Raw genomic sequence first — 16282 nt, 5'->3', positions numbered from 1 at the left:
GGGAGGTCACAAAAGTTTTATCTACTTGCACCCGACCCCACCCGATGACACGGTACGCCAGTGCAGAAACGCATCCTCATCGTCGACGACGAACCCGCCATCCGGGAGATGGTGGCCTATGCCCTGCGCAAGGCCGACTACGAGCCCGCCCACGCCGGCGACGCCCGGGAAGCCCAGGTCGCCATCTCGGAGAAGGTCCCCGACCTGATCCTGCTCGACTGGATGCTGCCCGGCACGTCCGGCCTGGAACTGGCCAGGCGCTGGCGCAAGGACGAACTGACCCGCGACGTGCCGATCATCATGCTCACCGCCCGCGGCGAGGAAAACGACCGGGTCTCTGGCCTGGAATCGGGCGTGGACGACTACGTGGTCAAACCCTTTTCGGCCCGCGAACTGCTGGCCCGCATCCGGGCCGTCATGCGCCGGGCCCGGGACGACGAGGATGACGGTTCCGTGGCCGTCGGCGGCCTGCGCATCGACGGCGCCGCCCACCGGGTCTTCGCCGGCGACCAGCCCCTGCACGTGGGCCCCACCGAGTACCGCCTGCTGCACTTCTTCATGACCCACGCCGAACGTGTCTACACCCGCACCCAGCTGCTCGACCACGTCTGGGGCGGCAACGTCTACGTGGAGGAACGCACCGTGGACGTTCACATCCGCCGCCTGCGCAAGGCGCTTGAGCCCTTCGGCCTGGACAACATGGTCCAGACCGTGCGCGGTGCCGGCTACCGCTTTTCCGCGGCAACCGGCTGAGGTCGGGCCCGCGGATGACCGTATCGATCCTGCTGCGGCTGGCCTGGCGCCAATCCCTGATCCGGCTGCTGCTGTTCTACGCCGTGGCGGCCGGGCTGGGCCTGTGGCTGGGCGAGGTCTGGTGGGCGCTGGGCCTGGCCACCGCCGTGGTGGCCGCCCGGGCCTACTGGCGCCTGTACCGCGTGCTGCGTTTCCTGGACTGGCGCAAGCAGCTGCGCACCGTCGACGGCCAGGGCCTGTGGGCGGCGCTGGAAACCCTGATCCACCGCCGCCAGACCGAAAACCGCCGGCGGGGCCGGCGCCTGGTGCAGTTGCTGCGCGCCTATCGGCAGGCGGCCACCGCGATGCCCGACGGCGCGCTGGTGATCGGCCGTCGTGACGGCCGCCTGGTCTGGTTCAACAAGACCGCCCGGCACCTGCTCGGCCTGCGCTACCCGCAGGCCCTGGGGCAGCCGCTGTCGGAAACCTTCCTGGCCCAGCCGCGGGTCCAGGCCTGGCTGGCCGCCGGCGAAACCGACGAACCGCTGACCGACCTGGCCAGCCCGGCCGACCCGATGGTGCGCATCAGCCTGCGCCTGATCCCCTACTCCAGCTCGCAGTGGCTGGTGGTGGTGCGCGACGTCACCAAGCTGATGCGGCTCGAGCAGGTGCGCCGGGACTTCGTCGCCAATGTCTCGCATGAACTGCGCACGCCATTGACCGTGGTGCACGGCTACCTGGACATGATCGAGCCCGGGGAACACCCGGAGCTGGCGACCATGGTCGAGGAAATGCGCCGACAATCCCAGCGCATGACCCAACTGGTCGAGGACCTGTTGACCCTGTCCCGCCTGGAAGCCCAGGAGTCGCTGCCCGAGGAACCCCTGGCCATGGCGCCGATGCTGGTCACGCTGCGCCGCGAGGCCGAGGCCCTGAGCCAGGGCCGGCATACGGTGCGCGTCCAGGACACCGCCGGCTGCGATCTCACCGGATCGACCAAGGAGCTGCACAGCGCCTTCTCCAACCTGGTGTCCAACGCCATCCGCTACACGCCCACCGGCGGCAGCGTGCTGATCCGCTTCGAGCCAGTGGCCGGCGGCGGCGTGCGCCTGGCCGTGCAGGACACCGGCTACGGCATCCCCGAACAACACCTGCCGCGCATCACCGAGCGCTTTTACCGGGTTTCGACCAGCCGTTCGCGCGAGTCCGGCGGCACCGGCCTGGGGCTGTCGATCGTCAAGCACGTGCTCAGCCTGCACCAGGCCCGGCTCGAGCTTGAAAGCGAGGTCGGCCGCGGCAGCACCTTCGCCTGCGTGTTCGGCCCGGCCCGGGTGCGCATGCGCGGCCCGGCGGGCAACCCGGGCGCCGACGAAGGCCCGGACGTCGTAAGCTAGGCGCATGAGTCCCGACAGCCCCGAAGCCGGCACCAGCCCGCCCGACCTGCACGCACCCGAGCTTTACCTCAACCGCGAACTGTCGCAGCTGGAGTTCAATTTCCGGGTCCTGGCCCAAGCCAAGGACCCCCGGGTGCCGCTGCTCGAACGCCTGCGCTACCTGTGCATCAGCTGCACCAACCTCGATGAATTCTTCGAGATCCGCGCCGCCACCGTGCGCACCGCGCTGCAGTTCGGCGGGCCGCTGCCGCCCGACGGCATCCCGCCCTCGCGGGCGCTGGAGCTGATCCACGACAAGGCCGCCGAACTGGTGGCCGAACAGTACCGCTACTGGAACGAATGCCTGCGCCCGGAGCTCAACGGCGCCGGCATCCGCATCCTGGCGCACTCGTCCTGGAACGCGCGCCAGCGCAAGTGGCTGCACCGCTATTTCCGCGACGAACTGCTGCCGGTGCTCTCGCCCCTGGGCCTGGACCCGGTGCATCCGTTCCCGCGCATCCTCAACAAGTCGCTCAACGTGGTGGTGGTGCTGGAAGGCAAGGACGCGTTCGGCCGCAATGGCGGCATGGCCATCGTGCGCGCGCCGCGCTCGCTGCCGCGCATCATCCAGCTGCCGCCGGAAATTTCGGGCGGCGAACACGACTTCGTGCTGCTCTCGGCCGTGCTCACCGCCTTCGTGGACGACCTGTTCACCGGCATGCGGGTCAAGGGCGCCTATCAGTTCCGCGTCACCCGCAATTCCGAACTGTTCGTCGACGAGGAGGAAGTGGAAAACCTCGCCAGCGCGCTCAAGGACGAACTGGCCAGCCGCGGCTTCCGGCCGGCGGTGCGCCTGGAGATCGCCGAACACTGCCCGAAGCCCATCGTGCGCACCCTGCTGCAGAACTTCGGCCTGACCGAAAACGCCGTGTACCGCATCAACGGCCCGGTCAACATCAACCGCGTCACCCAGGTCTACGACCTGGTCGACCGCCCCGACCTGAAGTTCCCGGCCTTCAAGCCCGGCGCCGTGGCGCTGGACGCCGAGGCGCCGTTCGAGACGCTGCGCCAGCGCGACGTGCTGCTGCACCACCCCTACCAGAGTTTCCAGTCGGTGCTCGACCTGCTCCAGCATGCCGCCCACGACCCCGACGTGCTGGCGATCAAGCAGACGCTCTACCGCACCGGCAAGGACAGCAAGATCATCGACCACCTGATCACGGCCGCCCGCAACGGCAAGGACGTGACGGTGGTGGTGGAACTGCGCGCCCGCTTCGACGAAGAAGCCAACATCCGCCTGGCCGACCAGCTGCAGGAGGCCGGCGTGCAGGTGATGTACGGCGTGGTCGGCTACAAGACCCACGCCAAGATGATGCTGATCGTGCGCCGGGAAGGAAAAAAGCTGCAGCGCTACGTGCACCTGGGCACCGGCAACTACCACGCCGGCACGGCCCGGGCATACACCGACATCGGCCTGATGAGCTCGGACCCGGACATCGCCGCCGACGTGCACGACATCTTCCAGCAGCTCTCCGGCCTGGCGCCGTCGATCAAGCTGCGTCGGATGATGCAATCGCCCTTCACCCTGCACAAGGGCATCCTGATGCGCATAGAACGCGAGGCGAAGCTGGCGCGCGCGGGCAAGGGCGGGCACATCATCGCCAAGATGAACGCGCTCAACGAAGCCAGCGTCATCCGGGCCCTGTACGAAGCCTCGCAGGCCGGCGCGAAGATCGAACTGATCGTGCGCGGCGCCTGCTGCCTGCGTCCGGGCGTGCCGGGCGTGTCGGAGAACATCACCGTGCGCTCGGTGGTGGGGCGTTTCCTTGAACACAGCCGCGTGTACTGGTTCGGCAACGGCGGCAAGCCCGAAATCTTCTGCTCGAGCGCCGACTGGATGGAACGCAACCTGCTGCGCCGCGTCGAGACCTGCTTCCCGATCATCGACCCGCGCCTGGCCGAACGCGTGTACGACGAGGAGCTGGCCAACTACCTGGCCGACAACCAGCAGGCCTGGGAACTGCGCGAGGACGGCAGCTACGACCATGTTTCGCCCGCCGAGGGCGAGATGCCCTATTCTGCGCAGGGCGCGCTCCTGGCCAAACTCTGCGGATGACCTGATGCCGACCGAAGCCACGCCACCGCTCAAGGACGGCGACATGCTGGCGGCCGTGGACCTGGGCTCGAACAGCTTCCACATGGTCGTGGCCCGCTACCTGCTGGGCCAGCTGCGCATCGTCGACCGCATCAAGGAAACCGTGCGCCTGGCCGAGGGCCTCGATGGCCACGGCGGGCTCGACCCGTCGGTGATGCCGCGTGCGCTCGACTGCCTGGCCCGCTTCGGCCAGCGCATCCGCACCCTGCCGGCGCCGCGCGTGCGCGCGATCGCCACCAACACCGTGCGCCAGCTGGCCAACCCGCAGGCCTTCCTGATGCCCGCCGAAACCGCGCTGGGCCATGGCATCGAAGTCGTGGCCGGCCGCGAGGAAGCGCGCCTGATCTACCTGGGCGTGGCCCACGGCAACCCGCCCGAACCCGGGCGCAGCCGGCTGGTGATGGACATCGGCGGCGGCTCCACCGAGGTCATCATCGGCGAAGGGTTCGAAGCGCTCGAGCGCGAAAGCCTGCAGATGGGCTGCATCGCCACCACCCGGCGGTTCTTCGGCGACGGCAGGATCAACCGCAAACGCTGGAAGGAGGCCCGCACCGAACTGGCCGCCGAATTCCAGCAGTTCGCCGAAGCCTACCGCCGCCGCGGCTGGCACGAAGCCATGGGCTCCTCGGGCACGATCAAGGCCATCTGCGACGTATCGGTGAAGATGAAGCTCACCAAGGTGTCGGTCACCAGCGACAGCCTCGCCGCGATCCGCGACAAGCTGCTCGACTACGACACCATCGACTCGATCAAGCTGCCCGGGCTGTCGTCCGAACGCCGGCCGATCTTCGCCGGCGGCCTGTTGGTGCTCGACGCGGCCTTCGGCGCGCTGGGCATCGAACGCATGTACGTCAGCGACCATGCGATGCGCGAAGGCGTGCTCTACGACCTGCTCGGCCGCGACCGCCAGCAGGACCCACGCGACGAATCGATCCGGGCGCTGCAGTCGCGCTACGTGGTCGACACCGAACAGGCGGCGCGGGTCGAAGCCACGGCAATGAGCCTGTTCGACCAGGCCGAACTGCCCTGGCGCCTGGACGCCGACAACCGCCGCCTGCTGGCCTGGGCCGCGCGCATCCACGAAATCGGCCTGGTCATCGCCCACAGCCAGTACCACCAGCACGGCGCCTACCTGGTCGAGAACTCGGACATCGCCGGCTTCTCGCGCACCGAGCAGCAAACCCTGGCGGCGCTGGTGCGCAACCAGCGCCGAAACCCCAACCCGGCCAGCTTCGACAAGGTGCCCGACCGCCTGGTCGCCAACGTGCAGCGCTGCGCCCTGCTGCTGCGCCTGGCGGTGCTGATGCACCGCAGCCACGACCGCGACCCGCTGCCTGTGGTCGAACTGGACGTGGATGGCAACGACCTGCTGCTGCGCTTGCCCAAGCGCTGGCTGGAAGGCCACCCGCTGACCCGGCTCGACCTGGAAACCGAGCGCGATCTCCTGCCCGGCTACGGCCACCGGTTGCTGCTGCGCACGACCTGACCGCCGTAACGCCGGCGTCATGCCCCGGTCATGGGCCTGGCACACGAGGGCGGCAATCTTCGGCGCATGGACAAGCGCCTGCACATCGAACTGGTCACAGAAACCTACCCGCCCGACGTCAACGGCGTCGCCCTGACCGTGCAATCACTGGAGCAGGGGCTGCGTGGCCTGGGCCACGCGGTCGGCGTGGTGCGCCCCGAACGCGAGCACGACGGCCCGCGGCCGGATCCGATGCTGTTGCTGGTCGAAGGCGCGCCGATCCCGCGCTACCCGGGCCTGCGCTTCGGCCTGCCGGCCGGCCGCCGGCTGCAGGCGCGCTGGCGGGCCCAGCGTCCAGACGCCGTCTACATCGCCACCGAAGGCCCGCTGGGCTGGTCGGCGCTGCGCGCCTGCCGCCAGCTCGGCATCCCGGTCGCCACCGGTTTCCATACCCGCTTCGACGATTACGTGGGCCGCTACGGCGCGGGCTTCCTCAGCCCCTGGGTGTTCGCCTGGCTGCGCCGCTTCCACAACCGCGCCGACGCCACCCTGGTGCCCACCGCCGAACTGCGCGACCAGCTGGCGCAGCAGGGCTTCCGCCGGGTCGCGCACCTGGGCCGGGCGGTGGACACGAACGGCTTCCATCCCGACTTCCGCGACCCGTCGCTTCGCGCCCGCTGGGGCGCCGCCGACGATGCGCCGGTACTGGTGCACGTGGGCCGCATCGCCCCGGAAAAGAACCTGCCGCTGGCGGTGCGCGCCTATCGCGAACTGCAGAAGCTCAGGCCGGATGCACGCTTCGTCTGGGTCGGCGACGGGCCGGCGCGCGCGGGCCTGCAGGCGGCCAACCCCGACTTCCTGTTCGCCGGCGTGCTGCGCGGCGAAGACCTGGCGCGGCACTTCGCCAGCGCCGACCTGTTCTGTTTCCCCAGCCTGTCGGAAACCTTCGGCAACGTCACGCTAGAAGCGATGGCCAGCGGCATCGCCACGGTGGCCTTCGACTACGGCGCCGCGCGCGAACACCTGCGCAACGGCCTGCACGGCGCGGCGGTGGATTTCGGCGACGAACCGGGTTTCGTGCAGGCACTGGTGGCCACCGCCACCGGCGACGGCCTGCGCCACCAGGGCGAATCGGCTCGGCGCGCCGTGCACCACCTGCACCCGGGCCAGGTGGCGCGCGACTTCGCCACGTTGCTGGCCGGGCTGGGTGGCCGCCGGGAGCAGGCGGCGTGAACGTCCGGGTCCGTCGATTGTCGGACCGCGAACAAGCCTGGTGCCTCGTCGCCAACCGCTGGGGCACGCGCAGCATCGTGCGCGCCTGGTTCCGCGCCGTCAGCCGCCTGGGTGACGGCGCGTTCTGGTATGCGCTGATGGCCGCGCTGATCGTCTTCGACGGCTGGCGCGGCCTGGCGGTGTCGGCGCAACTGGCGGCCACCGGCCTGGTGGCGCTGCTGCTGTACCGCAAGCTCAAGCGCTGGACCCGGCGCCCCCGCCCTTTCGCCGCGGACGGGCGCATCCGTGCCTGGGTGGCGCCGCTGGACGAGTTCAGTTTCCCGTCCGGCCACACGCTGCACGCGGTGGCCTTCACCATGGTCGCCCTCGCCCACTACCCGGGCCTGGCGCCGCTGCTGCTGCCCTTCGCCGCCAGCGTCGCCGCTTCGCGCATCGTGCTGGGCCTGCACTACCCCAGCGACGTGCTCGCCGCCACCGGCATCGGGCTCGCCCTGGGCACACTGTCCCTTTGGATCGTCGCTCCGGCGTGACGCCGTGGGAGGGTCCTCAGTGCCTCTGCTCTTGGCCTTCGGCCAAGTGTCGCCTCCGCTCGTTGCGCGGGTGGAGGCAGCGTGCAGTCGCCCTGGCCGACACGCCGCAAGTACGTCCCTGTAGGCTCTTCGTCGACATCCATGTCTCCGAAGGTCGGCCAGGGCGACTGCACGCTACCTCCTGGAATGGACGTCGGGGCCGCCAGAAGATCAAAGGCGGGATGCGGGCTTGCCTGTCTGCAACGAACGCGCTGAGGTTGCGATCTGCTGAAAGACTGCTCTCCCGTCCGTCACTACGTGGCGTTGAGGAGGTGTCGCGTCTTCGCCCCGGCCGACTCTCGGAGACATGGATGTCGACGAGAAGCCCCCATGGATGGGTTCACGGCGTGTCGGTCGGGGCGAAGACGCGGCGCCTCCACCCGCGGCAGCTGCAGTTGCGACGCTTTGCTTGGCCGAAGGCCAAGGGGCAAGAGACTGAAGTCCCTCCCACGCGGGGTGCATCAGTGTCCGAGCGGGCGCAGCCAAAAGGTCAGCGGCTTTTCCGATGGTTCGTCTTCGCCGATCTCGCGCCAGGCCAGGCGCACGGTGAGTCCCGGCTGCCGGACGTAGCCGCGTTTTTCCCAGAAGGCTTCGTTGCCCCGGTGCCCGGGCGGGCGGCGCGGGTCGGTCGGGTCGCGATCCACGGCGCAGAACGCCGTGAAGTCGAATCGACCCAGGGATGCGGCGTGCGCCTCGCGTTCGTCGAAGAACCGGTGGCCGAGGCCCTGGCCGCGGTATGCCGGCAGCAATACGGACTCGCCGAAATAGAACACTTCCTCCACCGACCGCCCCGCGTCCAGGAAGGGCTTGCGGAACTCGGCGCTGTCGTCGGCGAGCGGCAGCCCGGTCGAGGCGCCGACCACCCTGTCGCCGTCGAAGGCGAGCACCACGGCGCTGTCGGCCGAGTTCGCGTAGGCCTGCAGGTACTCGCGTTCGTAGGCCGGGTCGCCTTCGTACAGGTAGGGCCAGTCGCGGAACACCGCCACGCGCAGCCGCGCCACGTCGTCCAGCCAGGGGCCGATGCCGGCGCCCGCCAGGCGCCGGACCGTGATGCCGGGACTCACTGGCCGGCCTGCTCCGCGATCCAGGCATCGACCCGCTGTTCGAGCAGGGCCAGCGGCAGGTCGCCGCCGGTCAGCAACAGGTCGTGGAAGGCCGCCAGGTCGAAGCGATCACCGAGCCTTGTTCTTGCCCGTTCGCGCAGTTCCAGGATCTTCTGCATGCCGACCTTGTAGGCCAGCGCCTGGCCGGGCATCACCAGGTAGCGCTCGATCTCGGCCACCACGTCGGTTTCCGGCATGCCGGTCTTTTCCAGCATGTAAGCGATGGCCTGTTCGCGGGTCCAGCGCTTGTCGTGCAGGCCGGTGTCCACCACCAGGCGCACCGCACGCATCATCTCGCCCTGCAGGCGGCCCAGGTTGTCGAGCGGTTCGTCCTGGAAGCCCAGTTCCCAGGCCAGCTGTTCGGTGTACAGCGCCCAGCCCTCCGAGAACGCCGTGAACGGCAGCACCTTGCGGAAGGTCGGCACCCCGGTCAGTTCCTGCTGGATGGTGGTCTGGAAATGATGGCCGGGGATGGCTTCGTGGTAGGCCAGCGTGCGCATGCCGAAACGCGCCACCTCGGCGGTGTTGCGCAGGTTGATCGAGAAGATGCCGGGCCGCGAACCGTCGAAAGCGGGGGGATTGTAGTAGGCGCCCGGCGCGGTCTTTTCGCGGAACTCGGGTACGCGCTCCACCACCACGCCCTGTTTCGGACGGACATTGAAGGCGTCCCCAAGCCCGGCGTCGATCTCTTCGATGATGGCCGTGAAGTCCGCGATGATCGCCGCGCGACCTTCGTCGGTGTCCGGGTAGAGCTGGTCGGGCCGCGTGGCGATCACCTGCACGCGTTCGCCGATGCTGCCCTCGGCCAGCCCTTCGGCCACCAGGATCGCGTGCATCTCGGCTTCGATGCGGGCGACCTCGTCCAGGCCCAGCTGGTGGATCTGCGCGGGCGTCATGTCGGTGCTGGTGTGCATGCGCGCCGCCCAGGCGTAATACGCATCGCCATCGGGCAGCGACCAGACGCCGTGGTTGCCCTTGGTGCGGGGCAGCAGCTGCGCGTAGTAATCGATGAACTCGCGGTAGGCGGGCTGCACGCTGCCGGTGATGGCGGCCTGGGCCCGTTCAAGCAGCGACTCGCGCGACTTGTCGTCGATTTCGCCTTCGGGAAGCTTCGCCAGCTTTCCTTCGAACGAGGTGTACAGGATGTTCTGCGTCGCCGGCGCCTGTTCGAAGGCGCGCATTTCCGCCAGCACTTTCTCCACCACGAAGGTCGGCGGCAGGATGCCGGCCTGTTCGCGCTCGCGCAGGCCTTCGAGCACCTGCCCGGCCATTTCCGGGAACTTTCCCAGCCGCGCCAGGTAATCCTCGGCGTCGCCCTCGGAATTGACGGCATGCTGCACGGCCAGAAAGGTCGGCAGGCCGTTCTGGACGCCGAACAGGGGGTTGAGCGGATAGTCGTGCCGGGCGAACCGCTCGCCTTCGTGCTGCACGGCCAGGAAATACTCGAGGATGTCGTAGGACAGCTGGCTGGATTCGTCCAGCTCGGCGCGGTCGTAGCTGCGCAGGGTGGCCAGGTCCTCGCGCAGCTTTTCCTGCATGGCGCGCGCCTGCGCCGGCGACCGGTCGGTGAGGTCGTCGCCGTACCAGTTCAGCCAGGGCGGCAGCATGCGCAGGGAGGTCAGCATCTCCGGGTCGTCGAGCGCGTACTCGATGAACACCCGCTCGTAGAACCAGCCGATCTTCAGGGGCTTGCCGTAGGCGGTGTGCAGGCCCAGCGCGACGGCGGCCAGGATCAGGGCGAGCAGGGTCCAGGCAAGGAACTTGAACAGGGTCTTCATGGGGCCTCCGGGAATGCCCGGAACCTTAGCAGAGCCCGCGCCGCGCGGTCCGCCGGGCGCTACACTGGCGACCATGAACTACCGCCACGGATTCCATGCGGGCAACCACGCCGACGTGCTCAAGCACCTGGTCCTGGTCGCCCTGCTCGATGCGCTCAAGCGCAAGGACGCTCCCTTCTTCGTGCTCGACACCCACGCCGGCCGGGGCCAGTACGACCTGGCCGCCAGCCAGGCCCAGCGCACCGGCGAAGCCGAGGCCGGCATCCGCCGGCTGTGGGCCACGCGGCCGTCCGAGCCGCCGGCCCTGGCCGCCTACCTGGCGGCGGTGGCGGCCTGCTGGACGCCGGGTGCCGACACCTACCCCGGTTCGCCGCTGCTGGTGGCCCGCGCCCTGCGCGAACAGGACCGCCTGGCCGCCTGCGAGCTGCAGCCCGAGGAAGCCGAGGCCCTGAAGTCGCTGCTGCACGGCGACCCGCGCTGCCACGTGCACCAGCGCGACGGCTACGCCGCGATCAAGGCCCTGCTGCCGCCGCGCGAAGGCAGCACCCGCTTCGCCCGGGCACTGGTGCTGGTGGACCCGCCCTACGAATCGCAGGCCGAGGAATACCCGCTTATCACCGCCGCCCTGCGCGACGGGCTGGAACGATTCCCGCAGGGCATTTTCGCCCTGTGGTATCCGATCAAGCAGCGCGCCCCGCTGCAGCCGCTGATGCGCAAGCTGGCCAACCTGCCGATGAAGTCGGCGCTGGCGATCGAGCTGCTGGTCCGCCCCGACGACTCCCCGCTGCGCCTCAACGGCAGCGGCATGGTGGTGATCAACCCGCCCTGGCAGTTCGAACGCACGGTCGAACCGGCCCTGCGTCCCCTCGCCCAGGCCATGGGCGAATCCGGTGCCTCCTGGCGCCTCACCTGGCTCAAGCAGGAAAAACCCTGACCATGTCCACGCCCAAGCAAGCGCGCTACGAGTCCCGCGGCCCGGTGCCGCACGAGGTCATCCGTGCCGTGGAGTTCGAGCTGCCGCCGCCGGCCGCCGGCGAAAGCCGGGTGGCGGTGCTGGCCGCGCCGGTGAATCCATCCGACGTGCTTACGCTGACCGGTGAATACGGCCAGCTGCCGCCGTTGCCCGCGGTCGGCGGCAATGAAGGCGTGGGCCGCGTCGAAGCCATCCGGGGCGAAGCCCACGGCCTGACCGAAGGCGACATCGTGCTGCTGCCCGTGGGCTGCGGCAGCTGGACCACGCACCTCAACCTGCCCAGCAAGACCCTCGTGAAGCTGCCGCACGACGTCGACCCGGTGCAGCTTTCCATGCTGACGGTGAACCCGCCCACCGCGGCGCTGATGCTTTCGGACATCATCGAACTGCAGCCGGGCGACTGGGTGGTGCAAAACGCCGCCAACTCCGCCGTCGGCGGCTACCTGCTGCAGCTGGCGCGCCGGCGCGGCATCAACGTCATCAACGTCGTGCGGCGCAGCTCGGCCGTGCAGGCCGTGCACGACCTGGGTGGCGAACACGTGCTGGTGGACGCCGAAGACCTGCCCAAGCGCGTGCGCGACGCCGTCGGCGACGTGCACGTGCGGCTGGGCATCGACTGCGTCGGCGGCGTGCACACCGAGCACCTGGCGCGCTGCCTGGTGCCGGGCGGCACGGTCGTGAACTACGGCGCCATGGGCGGCGACCGCTGCATGCTGTCGCCGCGTTACCTGGTCTTCAACGACATCCACCTGCGCGGCTTCTGGCTGGCGCAGTGGTTCCGCAAGGCAAGGCCGGAGCGGCGCCAGGCGCTGTTCGCCGAACTCGCCGGCCTGGTGGCCGACGGCACCCTGCACGCCCGCATCCAGGCCAGCTACGGCATCGACCACGTGCGCGAAGCGGTGCAGGCGGCCGCGTCCGGTGCCCGCGACGGCAAGATCGTGATCGAACCCAACGGCCCTTCGCGGGCCGCCATCTGAAGGCCGCTGCCGCGCTGCGCTACTCGTAGCGCAGCGCCTCGATCGGGTCCAGGCCGGCGGCTTTCGACGCCGGCATGATGCCGAACACCACGCCCACCAGCGCCGAGAAGCCCGCGGCCGCGGCGACCACCCACAGCGGCACCTGCGCCGGTGGGAAGTTGGGGATCATCGAGGACACCAGGGTGCCGGCGCCGTAACCGAGCGCGATGCCGATCAGTCCGCCCAGCAGGGCCAGCAGGCCGGCCTCGAGCAGGAACTGCACCAGGATGTCCCGGCGCGTCGCGCCCAGCGCCTTGAGGATGCCGATTTCGCGGGTCCGCTCGGTCACCGACACCAGCATGATGTTCATGATGCCGATGCCGCCGACCAGCAGCGAGATGCTGACCACGCCGCCCACCACCGCGGTGGCGGTGCCGGTGATCTGCTCGAACTGTTTGACGAACGAATCCGCCGCCTCGACCTTGAAGTCGTCGTCCTGGCCCGGCTTGATCCGGTGCGAGGCCCGGATGGCACGCTTGACGCGCTCGCGCAGGGGTTCGACCCCTTCCAGGTCCTGGGCCGTGAACGAAATGGACATGCGCGGGCGCACTTCGTTGCCGGTCATCGCACGCCCCACGTCGAAGGGAATGACGACGTAGTTGTCCTGGCTCATGCCGAGCAGCTCGCCGCGTTTTTCCATCACGCCCACGACCTTGAACCATTCGTTGCCCAGGCGGATGTATTCGCCCACGGGGTCTTCGGGCAGCTCAAGGTCCTCGATGGCCTTGGTGCCGACCACCGCCACCCGGCGCCGGCTCTGGTCGTCGCTTTCGACGATGAAGCGCCCGCTCTGCGGGTAGATGCCGCGCACGGCGGTGAAGTCGGCCGTGGTGGCGATGACCGAGGCCATGGCGGTGCGGCTGCGGTAGCCGACGCCGTTGATCGGCACCATCATCATCGGCACCACGTCGCCCACGCCCGCGATGCGGTAGCGCAGCAGGTCGACGTCGTCGAAGCTCAGGCGGTTTTCCTTGCCCAGGCTGGCGTCGGCGAACGACGTGTAGGGCTGCAGCGTGAGCGTGCTGCCGCCCAGGTCCGAGAACTGGTCGGAAATCGAACGCGAGAACCCCTGCACCAGCGACACCACGGCGATCACCGAAGCGGTGCCGATCAGGATGCCAAGCGTGGTGAGGAAACTGCGCATCCGGTGCGCCATCAGGCTGGTCAGCGCGGCGCGGAAGGCTTCGAGGAAGGCGTACATGTCAGGCCACCTGCGCGGGCGAGGGATTGACGGTGTCCTCGACGATCTTGCCGTCGGAGACGCGGATGGTGCGGCGGCAATGCGCGGCGATGTCGGGTTCGTGGGTCACCACCACGACGGTCTGGCCGGCGCGGTGCAGTTCGTCGAACAGGGCCATGATCTCGGCCGACGTTTTTGAATCGAGATTGCCGGTGGGTTCGTCGGCCAGCAGGATCGAGGGCCGCCCGACCAGGGCCCGGGCCACGGCGACGCGCTGGCGCTGGCCGCCGGAAAGCTGGTTCGGGCGGTGGCCCATGCGGCTGCCCAGGCCCACCTGTTCCAGGGCCCGGGTCGCCAGCACCTTGCGCTCGGCGCGCGGCATGCCCCGGTACACCAGGGGCTGCATCACGTTCTCGAGCACGGTCATGCGCGGCAGCAGGTGGAAGGACTGGAACACGAAGCCGATTTCCTTGTTGCGCACCTGCGCCAGCTCGTTGTCGTTGAGGGTCGAGGTGTCGCGGCCGTTGAGCTCGTAGGTGCCTTCCGAAGGCGAATCCAGGCAGCCGATGAGGTTCATCAGCGTGGACTTGCCCGAGCCCGAGGGGCCGATGAGCGCCACGTATTCATTGGAACCGACGAACAGGTCGACGCCGTTTAGCGCCAGCACCTCTTCCTCGCCCATCATGTAACGCTTGACGATGCCGGTGAGGCGGATCATTCGGAAGCGTCCCCGTCCTCGTCTTCGTCGTCTTCCGCGTCGGCCTTGGCCTTGGCCTTGGCCTTGCCGTCGCGCAGCTCGGCGTCGATGGCGGCGCCGTCGCGCAGGATGCGCAGGGTCTTGGCCGGGCCGACGATGACCCGGTCGCCGGCTTCCAGGCCGGAAGCAACCGCTTCCCAGCGGTCGTCCGACAGGCCGGTTTCAACTTCGACCTTGCGGGCGCTGCCGTCGCGGTCGATCCAGACGAAACGCTTCACCTGCCCGTCCTCGGACTCCTCGGTGACCACGGCTTCCACCGGCACCGCCAGGGTCTTGCCGCCGTCGCCCAGGAAGATGTCGGCGCGCGCGCTCATGCCCGACCGCAGGCCCAGGTCCTCGGGCACGTCCAGCAGCACGTCCACCTGGTAGGACCGGCCCTGGCTGCCCGGTTCCAGGCTCGGCGCCAGCGCGATCTGCGCGACCGTGCCCTGCAGCGGCGTGTCCTGGTGCGCGGCCGCGACCACTTCGGCCTGCTGGCCCAGGCGGATGCGGGCGATGTCGGCCTCGTCGACCTTCAGTTCGGCCTGGATCGCCGAGGTATCGGCGATCTTCATCAGGCTGGCGCCGGCCAGGGACATGGTGGACGGGATCGCGGTTTCGCCGACCTTGATCGGCAGGGCCACGATGGTGCCCGCGATCGGGGCGCGGATGTCGGTCTTCTGCAGCTGCTCGCGGGCCTCGCTGAGGATGGCTTCGGCCCGGCGCAGTGATTCCTGGGTGCTGCGAAGCTCGACCCGGGCCAGGTCGCGGGCGTTGCGCAGGTCGTCGAAATCGGCCTGGCCGATCATCTGCCTGCCCAGCAGCTCCTCGCCCCGCTTGAGCCGGGTTTCGGCCAGCGCCAGCGCCAGCCGCTGGCGCTCGATGCTGATCTGGCCCTGGCGCTGGCTGGCCTGCTCGCGTTCGATGGCGTTGCGGTAGGTCTCGGGGTCAAGGCGCAGCAGCAGCTGGCCCTTCTCCACCTGGTCGCCTTCCTTGACCAGGATTTCCTCGACCTTGGCCACCAGCTCGGCGGTCAGGTTGACCTCGTCCAGGTAGGCCAGCAGGCCCGAGGCCAGGATCGAAGGGCGGATGTCCTGTTCGGACGCCAGCACCACCTCGACCTCGGTCCGGGACTCGCCGCGCAGCGACTTGACCACCAGCAGCAGGGCCATCACGGCAAGGATCGCGCCGCCAATCAGCCACTTCTTGTTGAGCTTCATCAGGACAGGTTTCCAGGAATCGAATCAGAGGATCGCGAACAGGGCCATTACCCCGTAGATGACGATCGAAGGCAGCAGAACCACGACCAGCGCCTGGCCCCAGCCAGTGCGGAACCAGGTCTTCCAGCCCAGCGCGGCCAGGAACCAGACCCAGAAGTTGAGCAGGCTGAAGCTCTTGGCCAGCATGGACCAGTCATGGTCCATCGGCAGCTGCACCAGCAAAGGGTCGATGTTGGTCAGCTGCATGCTTTCGAGCGGCGTCTGCGGGGAACTGGTCAGCACGGCGCCGATGACCACCAGGCTGCCGAGCACCATCGGCATGGTCGACCAGCTGACCAGGGCCAGGCCGTGGCGGAAACCCACCGCCTGCCCGGTGATCTTGCCGGCCAGCAGGTAGTACACCGCGTAGACCAGGAACACGATGGCGATGACAAACAGGGCGCCGGCGGCCGCGATCCAGCCCATGGTGCGGGCACCGGGCATGAAGGACTGCATCTGGGCCAGCTCCGCGCTGGTCATTTCCGGGTTCTGCAGCAGCACCTGCGCCGACTGGTGCTCGGCGAACCAGGCCGGGTCGACGGTCATGAAGTACAGCAGGGTGGAGACCGCCGTTAGCACCGCCATCAGCAGCAACGGCACCCAGAAGGTGGGCTTTTCGCGCAGGTCGGCGAATACCTTGGCCGGCTCGAGGAAGATGTTGATCAGGTGGGACATGCAAGGCTCCTGGCTGGTGTGACCGCGACTCCCCT

14 protein-coding genes are annotated in these 16282 nt (G+C 69.0%); 8 read left to right on the top strand and 6 right to left on the bottom strand.

The window, feature by feature from the left end; all coding sequences use genetic code 11:
• Positions 1 to 60: 60 nt before the first annotated feature.
• From phoB to IEX13_RS03990, 6 genes are all read left to right on the top strand, one after another.
• Complete coding sequence (gene phoB / locus IEX13_RS04015; protein ID WP_188661539.1) at positions 61 to 753, top strand: phosphate regulon transcriptional regulator PhoB; 693 nt, start codon at positions 61 to 63, stop codon at positions 751 to 753.
• Between the two features lie 14 nt (positions 754 to 767).
• Positions 768 to 2126: a phosphate regulon sensor histidine kinase PhoR gene (phoR, locus tag IEX13_RS04010; protein WP_188661537.1), complete on the top strand. Its 1359-nt coding sequence runs from the start codon at positions 768 to 770 to the stop codon at positions 2124 to 2126.
• A 4-nt stretch (positions 2127 to 2130) separates the two neighbouring features.
• Positions 2131 to 4221 (top strand): polyphosphate kinase 1, encoded by a 2091-nt coding sequence (ppk1, locus tag IEX13_RS04005; RefSeq protein WP_188661535.1) that lies wholly within the window; start codon positions 2131 to 2133, stop codon positions 4219 to 4221.
• Positions 4222 to 4225: 4 nt separating this feature from the next.
• Positions 4226 to 5746, top strand: a complete 1521-nt coding sequence (gene ppx, locus IEX13_RS04000) for an exopolyphosphatase (RefSeq protein ID WP_188661533.1) — start codon at positions 4226 to 4228, stop codon at positions 5744 to 5746.
• Positions 5747 to 5824: 78 nt separating this feature from the next.
• Positions 5825 to 6958 (top strand): glycosyltransferase family 4 protein, encoded by a 1134-nt coding sequence (locus IEX13_RS03995; protein ID WP_188662999.1) that lies wholly within the window; start codon positions 5825 to 5827, stop codon positions 6956 to 6958.
• Positions 6959 to 6975: 17 nt separating this feature from the next.
• Positions 6976 to 7488 (top strand): phosphatase PAP2 family protein, encoded by a 513-nt coding sequence (locus IEX13_RS03990; RefSeq protein ID WP_229668488.1) that lies wholly within the window; start codon positions 6976 to 6978, stop codon positions 7486 to 7488.
• 500 nt (positions 7489 to 7988) lie between these two features.
• Here IEX13_RS03990 and IEX13_RS03985 read toward each other — a convergent pair whose 3' ends face one another.
• Together IEX13_RS03985 and IEX13_RS03980 are read right to left on the bottom strand one after the other, a co-directional pair.
• On the bottom strand, positions 7989 to 8591 hold the full coding sequence (locus IEX13_RS03985; protein WP_188661529.1) for a GNAT family N-acetyltransferase: 603 nt from the start codon (positions 8589 to 8591) through the stop codon (positions 7989 to 7991).
• Positions 8588 to 10408 carry a DUF885 domain-containing protein gene (locus IEX13_RS03980; RefSeq protein ID WP_188661527.1) on the bottom strand — a complete coding sequence of 607 codons (1821 nt, stop codon included), beginning with the start codon at positions 10406 to 10408 and terminating at the stop codon, positions 8588 to 8590. Before IEX13_RS03980 ends, IEX13_RS03985 begins: the two co-directional genes overlap by 4 nt.
• 73 nt (positions 10409 to 10481) lie before the next feature.
• On the opposite strand from IEX13_RS03980, the gene IEX13_RS03975 reads away from it, so the two are divergent.
• Complete coding sequence (locus tag IEX13_RS03975) at positions 10482 to 11342, top strand: 23S rRNA (adenine(2030)-N(6))-methyltransferase RlmJ (RefSeq protein WP_188661525.1); 861 nt, start codon at positions 10482 to 10484, stop codon at positions 11340 to 11342.
• Between the two features lie 2 nt (positions 11343 to 11344).
• On the top strand, positions 11345 to 12358 hold the full coding sequence (locus tag IEX13_RS03970) for a zinc-dependent alcohol dehydrogenase family protein (protein ID WP_188661523.1): 1014 nt from the start codon (positions 11345 to 11347) through the stop codon (positions 12356 to 12358).
• 19 nt (positions 12359 to 12377) lie between these two features.
• Here the strand turns inward: IEX13_RS03970 and IEX13_RS03965 are convergent, their stop codons facing one another.
• The 4 genes from IEX13_RS03965 to IEX13_RS03950 are packed head-to-tail and all read right to left on the bottom strand — an operon-like array spanning position 12378 to position 16247.
• Positions 12378 to 13598 carry an ABC transporter permease gene (locus tag IEX13_RS03965; RefSeq protein WP_188661522.1) on the bottom strand — a complete coding sequence of 407 codons (1221 nt, stop codon included), beginning with the start codon at positions 13596 to 13598 and terminating at the stop codon, positions 12378 to 12380.
• Between the two features lies 1 nt (position 13599).
• The gene (locus tag IEX13_RS03960; RefSeq protein ID WP_188661520.1) at positions 13600 to 14295 is read right to left on the bottom strand and encodes an ABC transporter ATP-binding protein; all 696 of its coding nucleotides are present in this window, start codon (positions 14293 to 14295) and stop codon (positions 13600 to 13602) included.
• Complete coding sequence (locus IEX13_RS03955; RefSeq protein ID WP_188661518.1) at positions 14292 to 15533, bottom strand: efflux RND transporter periplasmic adaptor subunit; 1242 nt, start codon at positions 15531 to 15533, stop codon at positions 14292 to 14294. The genes IEX13_RS03960 and IEX13_RS03955 overlap by 4 nt, the downstream gene beginning before the upstream one ends.
• A 24-nt stretch (positions 15534 to 15557) precedes the next feature.
• Positions 15558 to 16247: a YIP1 family protein gene (locus IEX13_RS03950; protein ID WP_188661516.1), complete on the bottom strand. Its 690-nt coding sequence runs from the start codon at positions 16245 to 16247 to the stop codon at positions 15558 to 15560.
• Positions 16248 to 16282 lie beyond the last annotated feature (35 nt).

Origin of the sequence: Arenimonas soli (assembly GCF_014643775.1) — a bacterium.
Classification (GTDB): Bacteria; Pseudomonadota; Gammaproteobacteria; order Xanthomonadales; family Xanthomonadaceae; genus Arenimonas; species Arenimonas soli.
The sequence above is the reverse complement of the archived record's forward strand: the minus strand, read 5'-3'. Positions and strand labels throughout refer to the sequence as shown.

Bases quoted from the DNA above. Each gene is read 5' to 3' on its own strand.
- phoR (WP_188661537.1), top strand. From the start codon at position 768: ATGACCGTATCGATCCTGCTGCGGCTGGCCTGGCGCCAATCCCTGATC.
- ppk1 (WP_188661535.1), top strand. From the start codon at position 2,131: ATGAGTCCCGACAGCCCCGAAGCCGGCACCAGCCCGCCCGACCTGCAC.
- ppx (WP_188661533.1), top strand. From the start codon at position 4,226: ATGCCGACCGAAGCCACGCCACCGCTCAAGGACGGCGACATGCTGGCG.
- IEX13_RS03980 (WP_188661527.1), bottom strand. From the start codon at position 10,408: ATGAAGACCCTGTTCAAGTTCCTTGCCTGGACCCTGCTCGCCCTGATC.
- IEX13_RS03975 (WP_188661525.1), top strand. From the start codon at position 10,482: ATGAACTACCGCCACGGATTCCATGCGGGCAACCACGCCGACGTGCTC.
- IEX13_RS03970 (WP_188661523.1), top strand. From the start codon at position 11,345: ATGTCCACGCCCAAGCAAGCGCGCTACGAGTCCCGCGGCCCGGTGCCG.
- IEX13_RS03965 (WP_188661522.1), bottom strand. From the start codon at position 13,598: ATGTACGCCTTCCTCGAAGCCTTCCGCGCCGCGCTGACCAGCCTGATG.
- IEX13_RS03960 (WP_188661520.1), bottom strand. From the start codon at position 14,295: ATGATCCGCCTCACCGGCATCGTCAAGCGTTACATGATGGGCGAGGAA.
- IEX13_RS03955 (WP_188661518.1), bottom strand. From the start codon at position 15,533: ATGAAGCTCAACAAGAAGTGGCTGATTGGCGGCGCGATCCTTGCCGTG.
- IEX13_RS03950 (WP_188661516.1), bottom strand. From the start codon at position 16,247: ATGTCCCACCTGATCAACATCTTCCTCGAGCCGGCCAAGGTATTCGCC.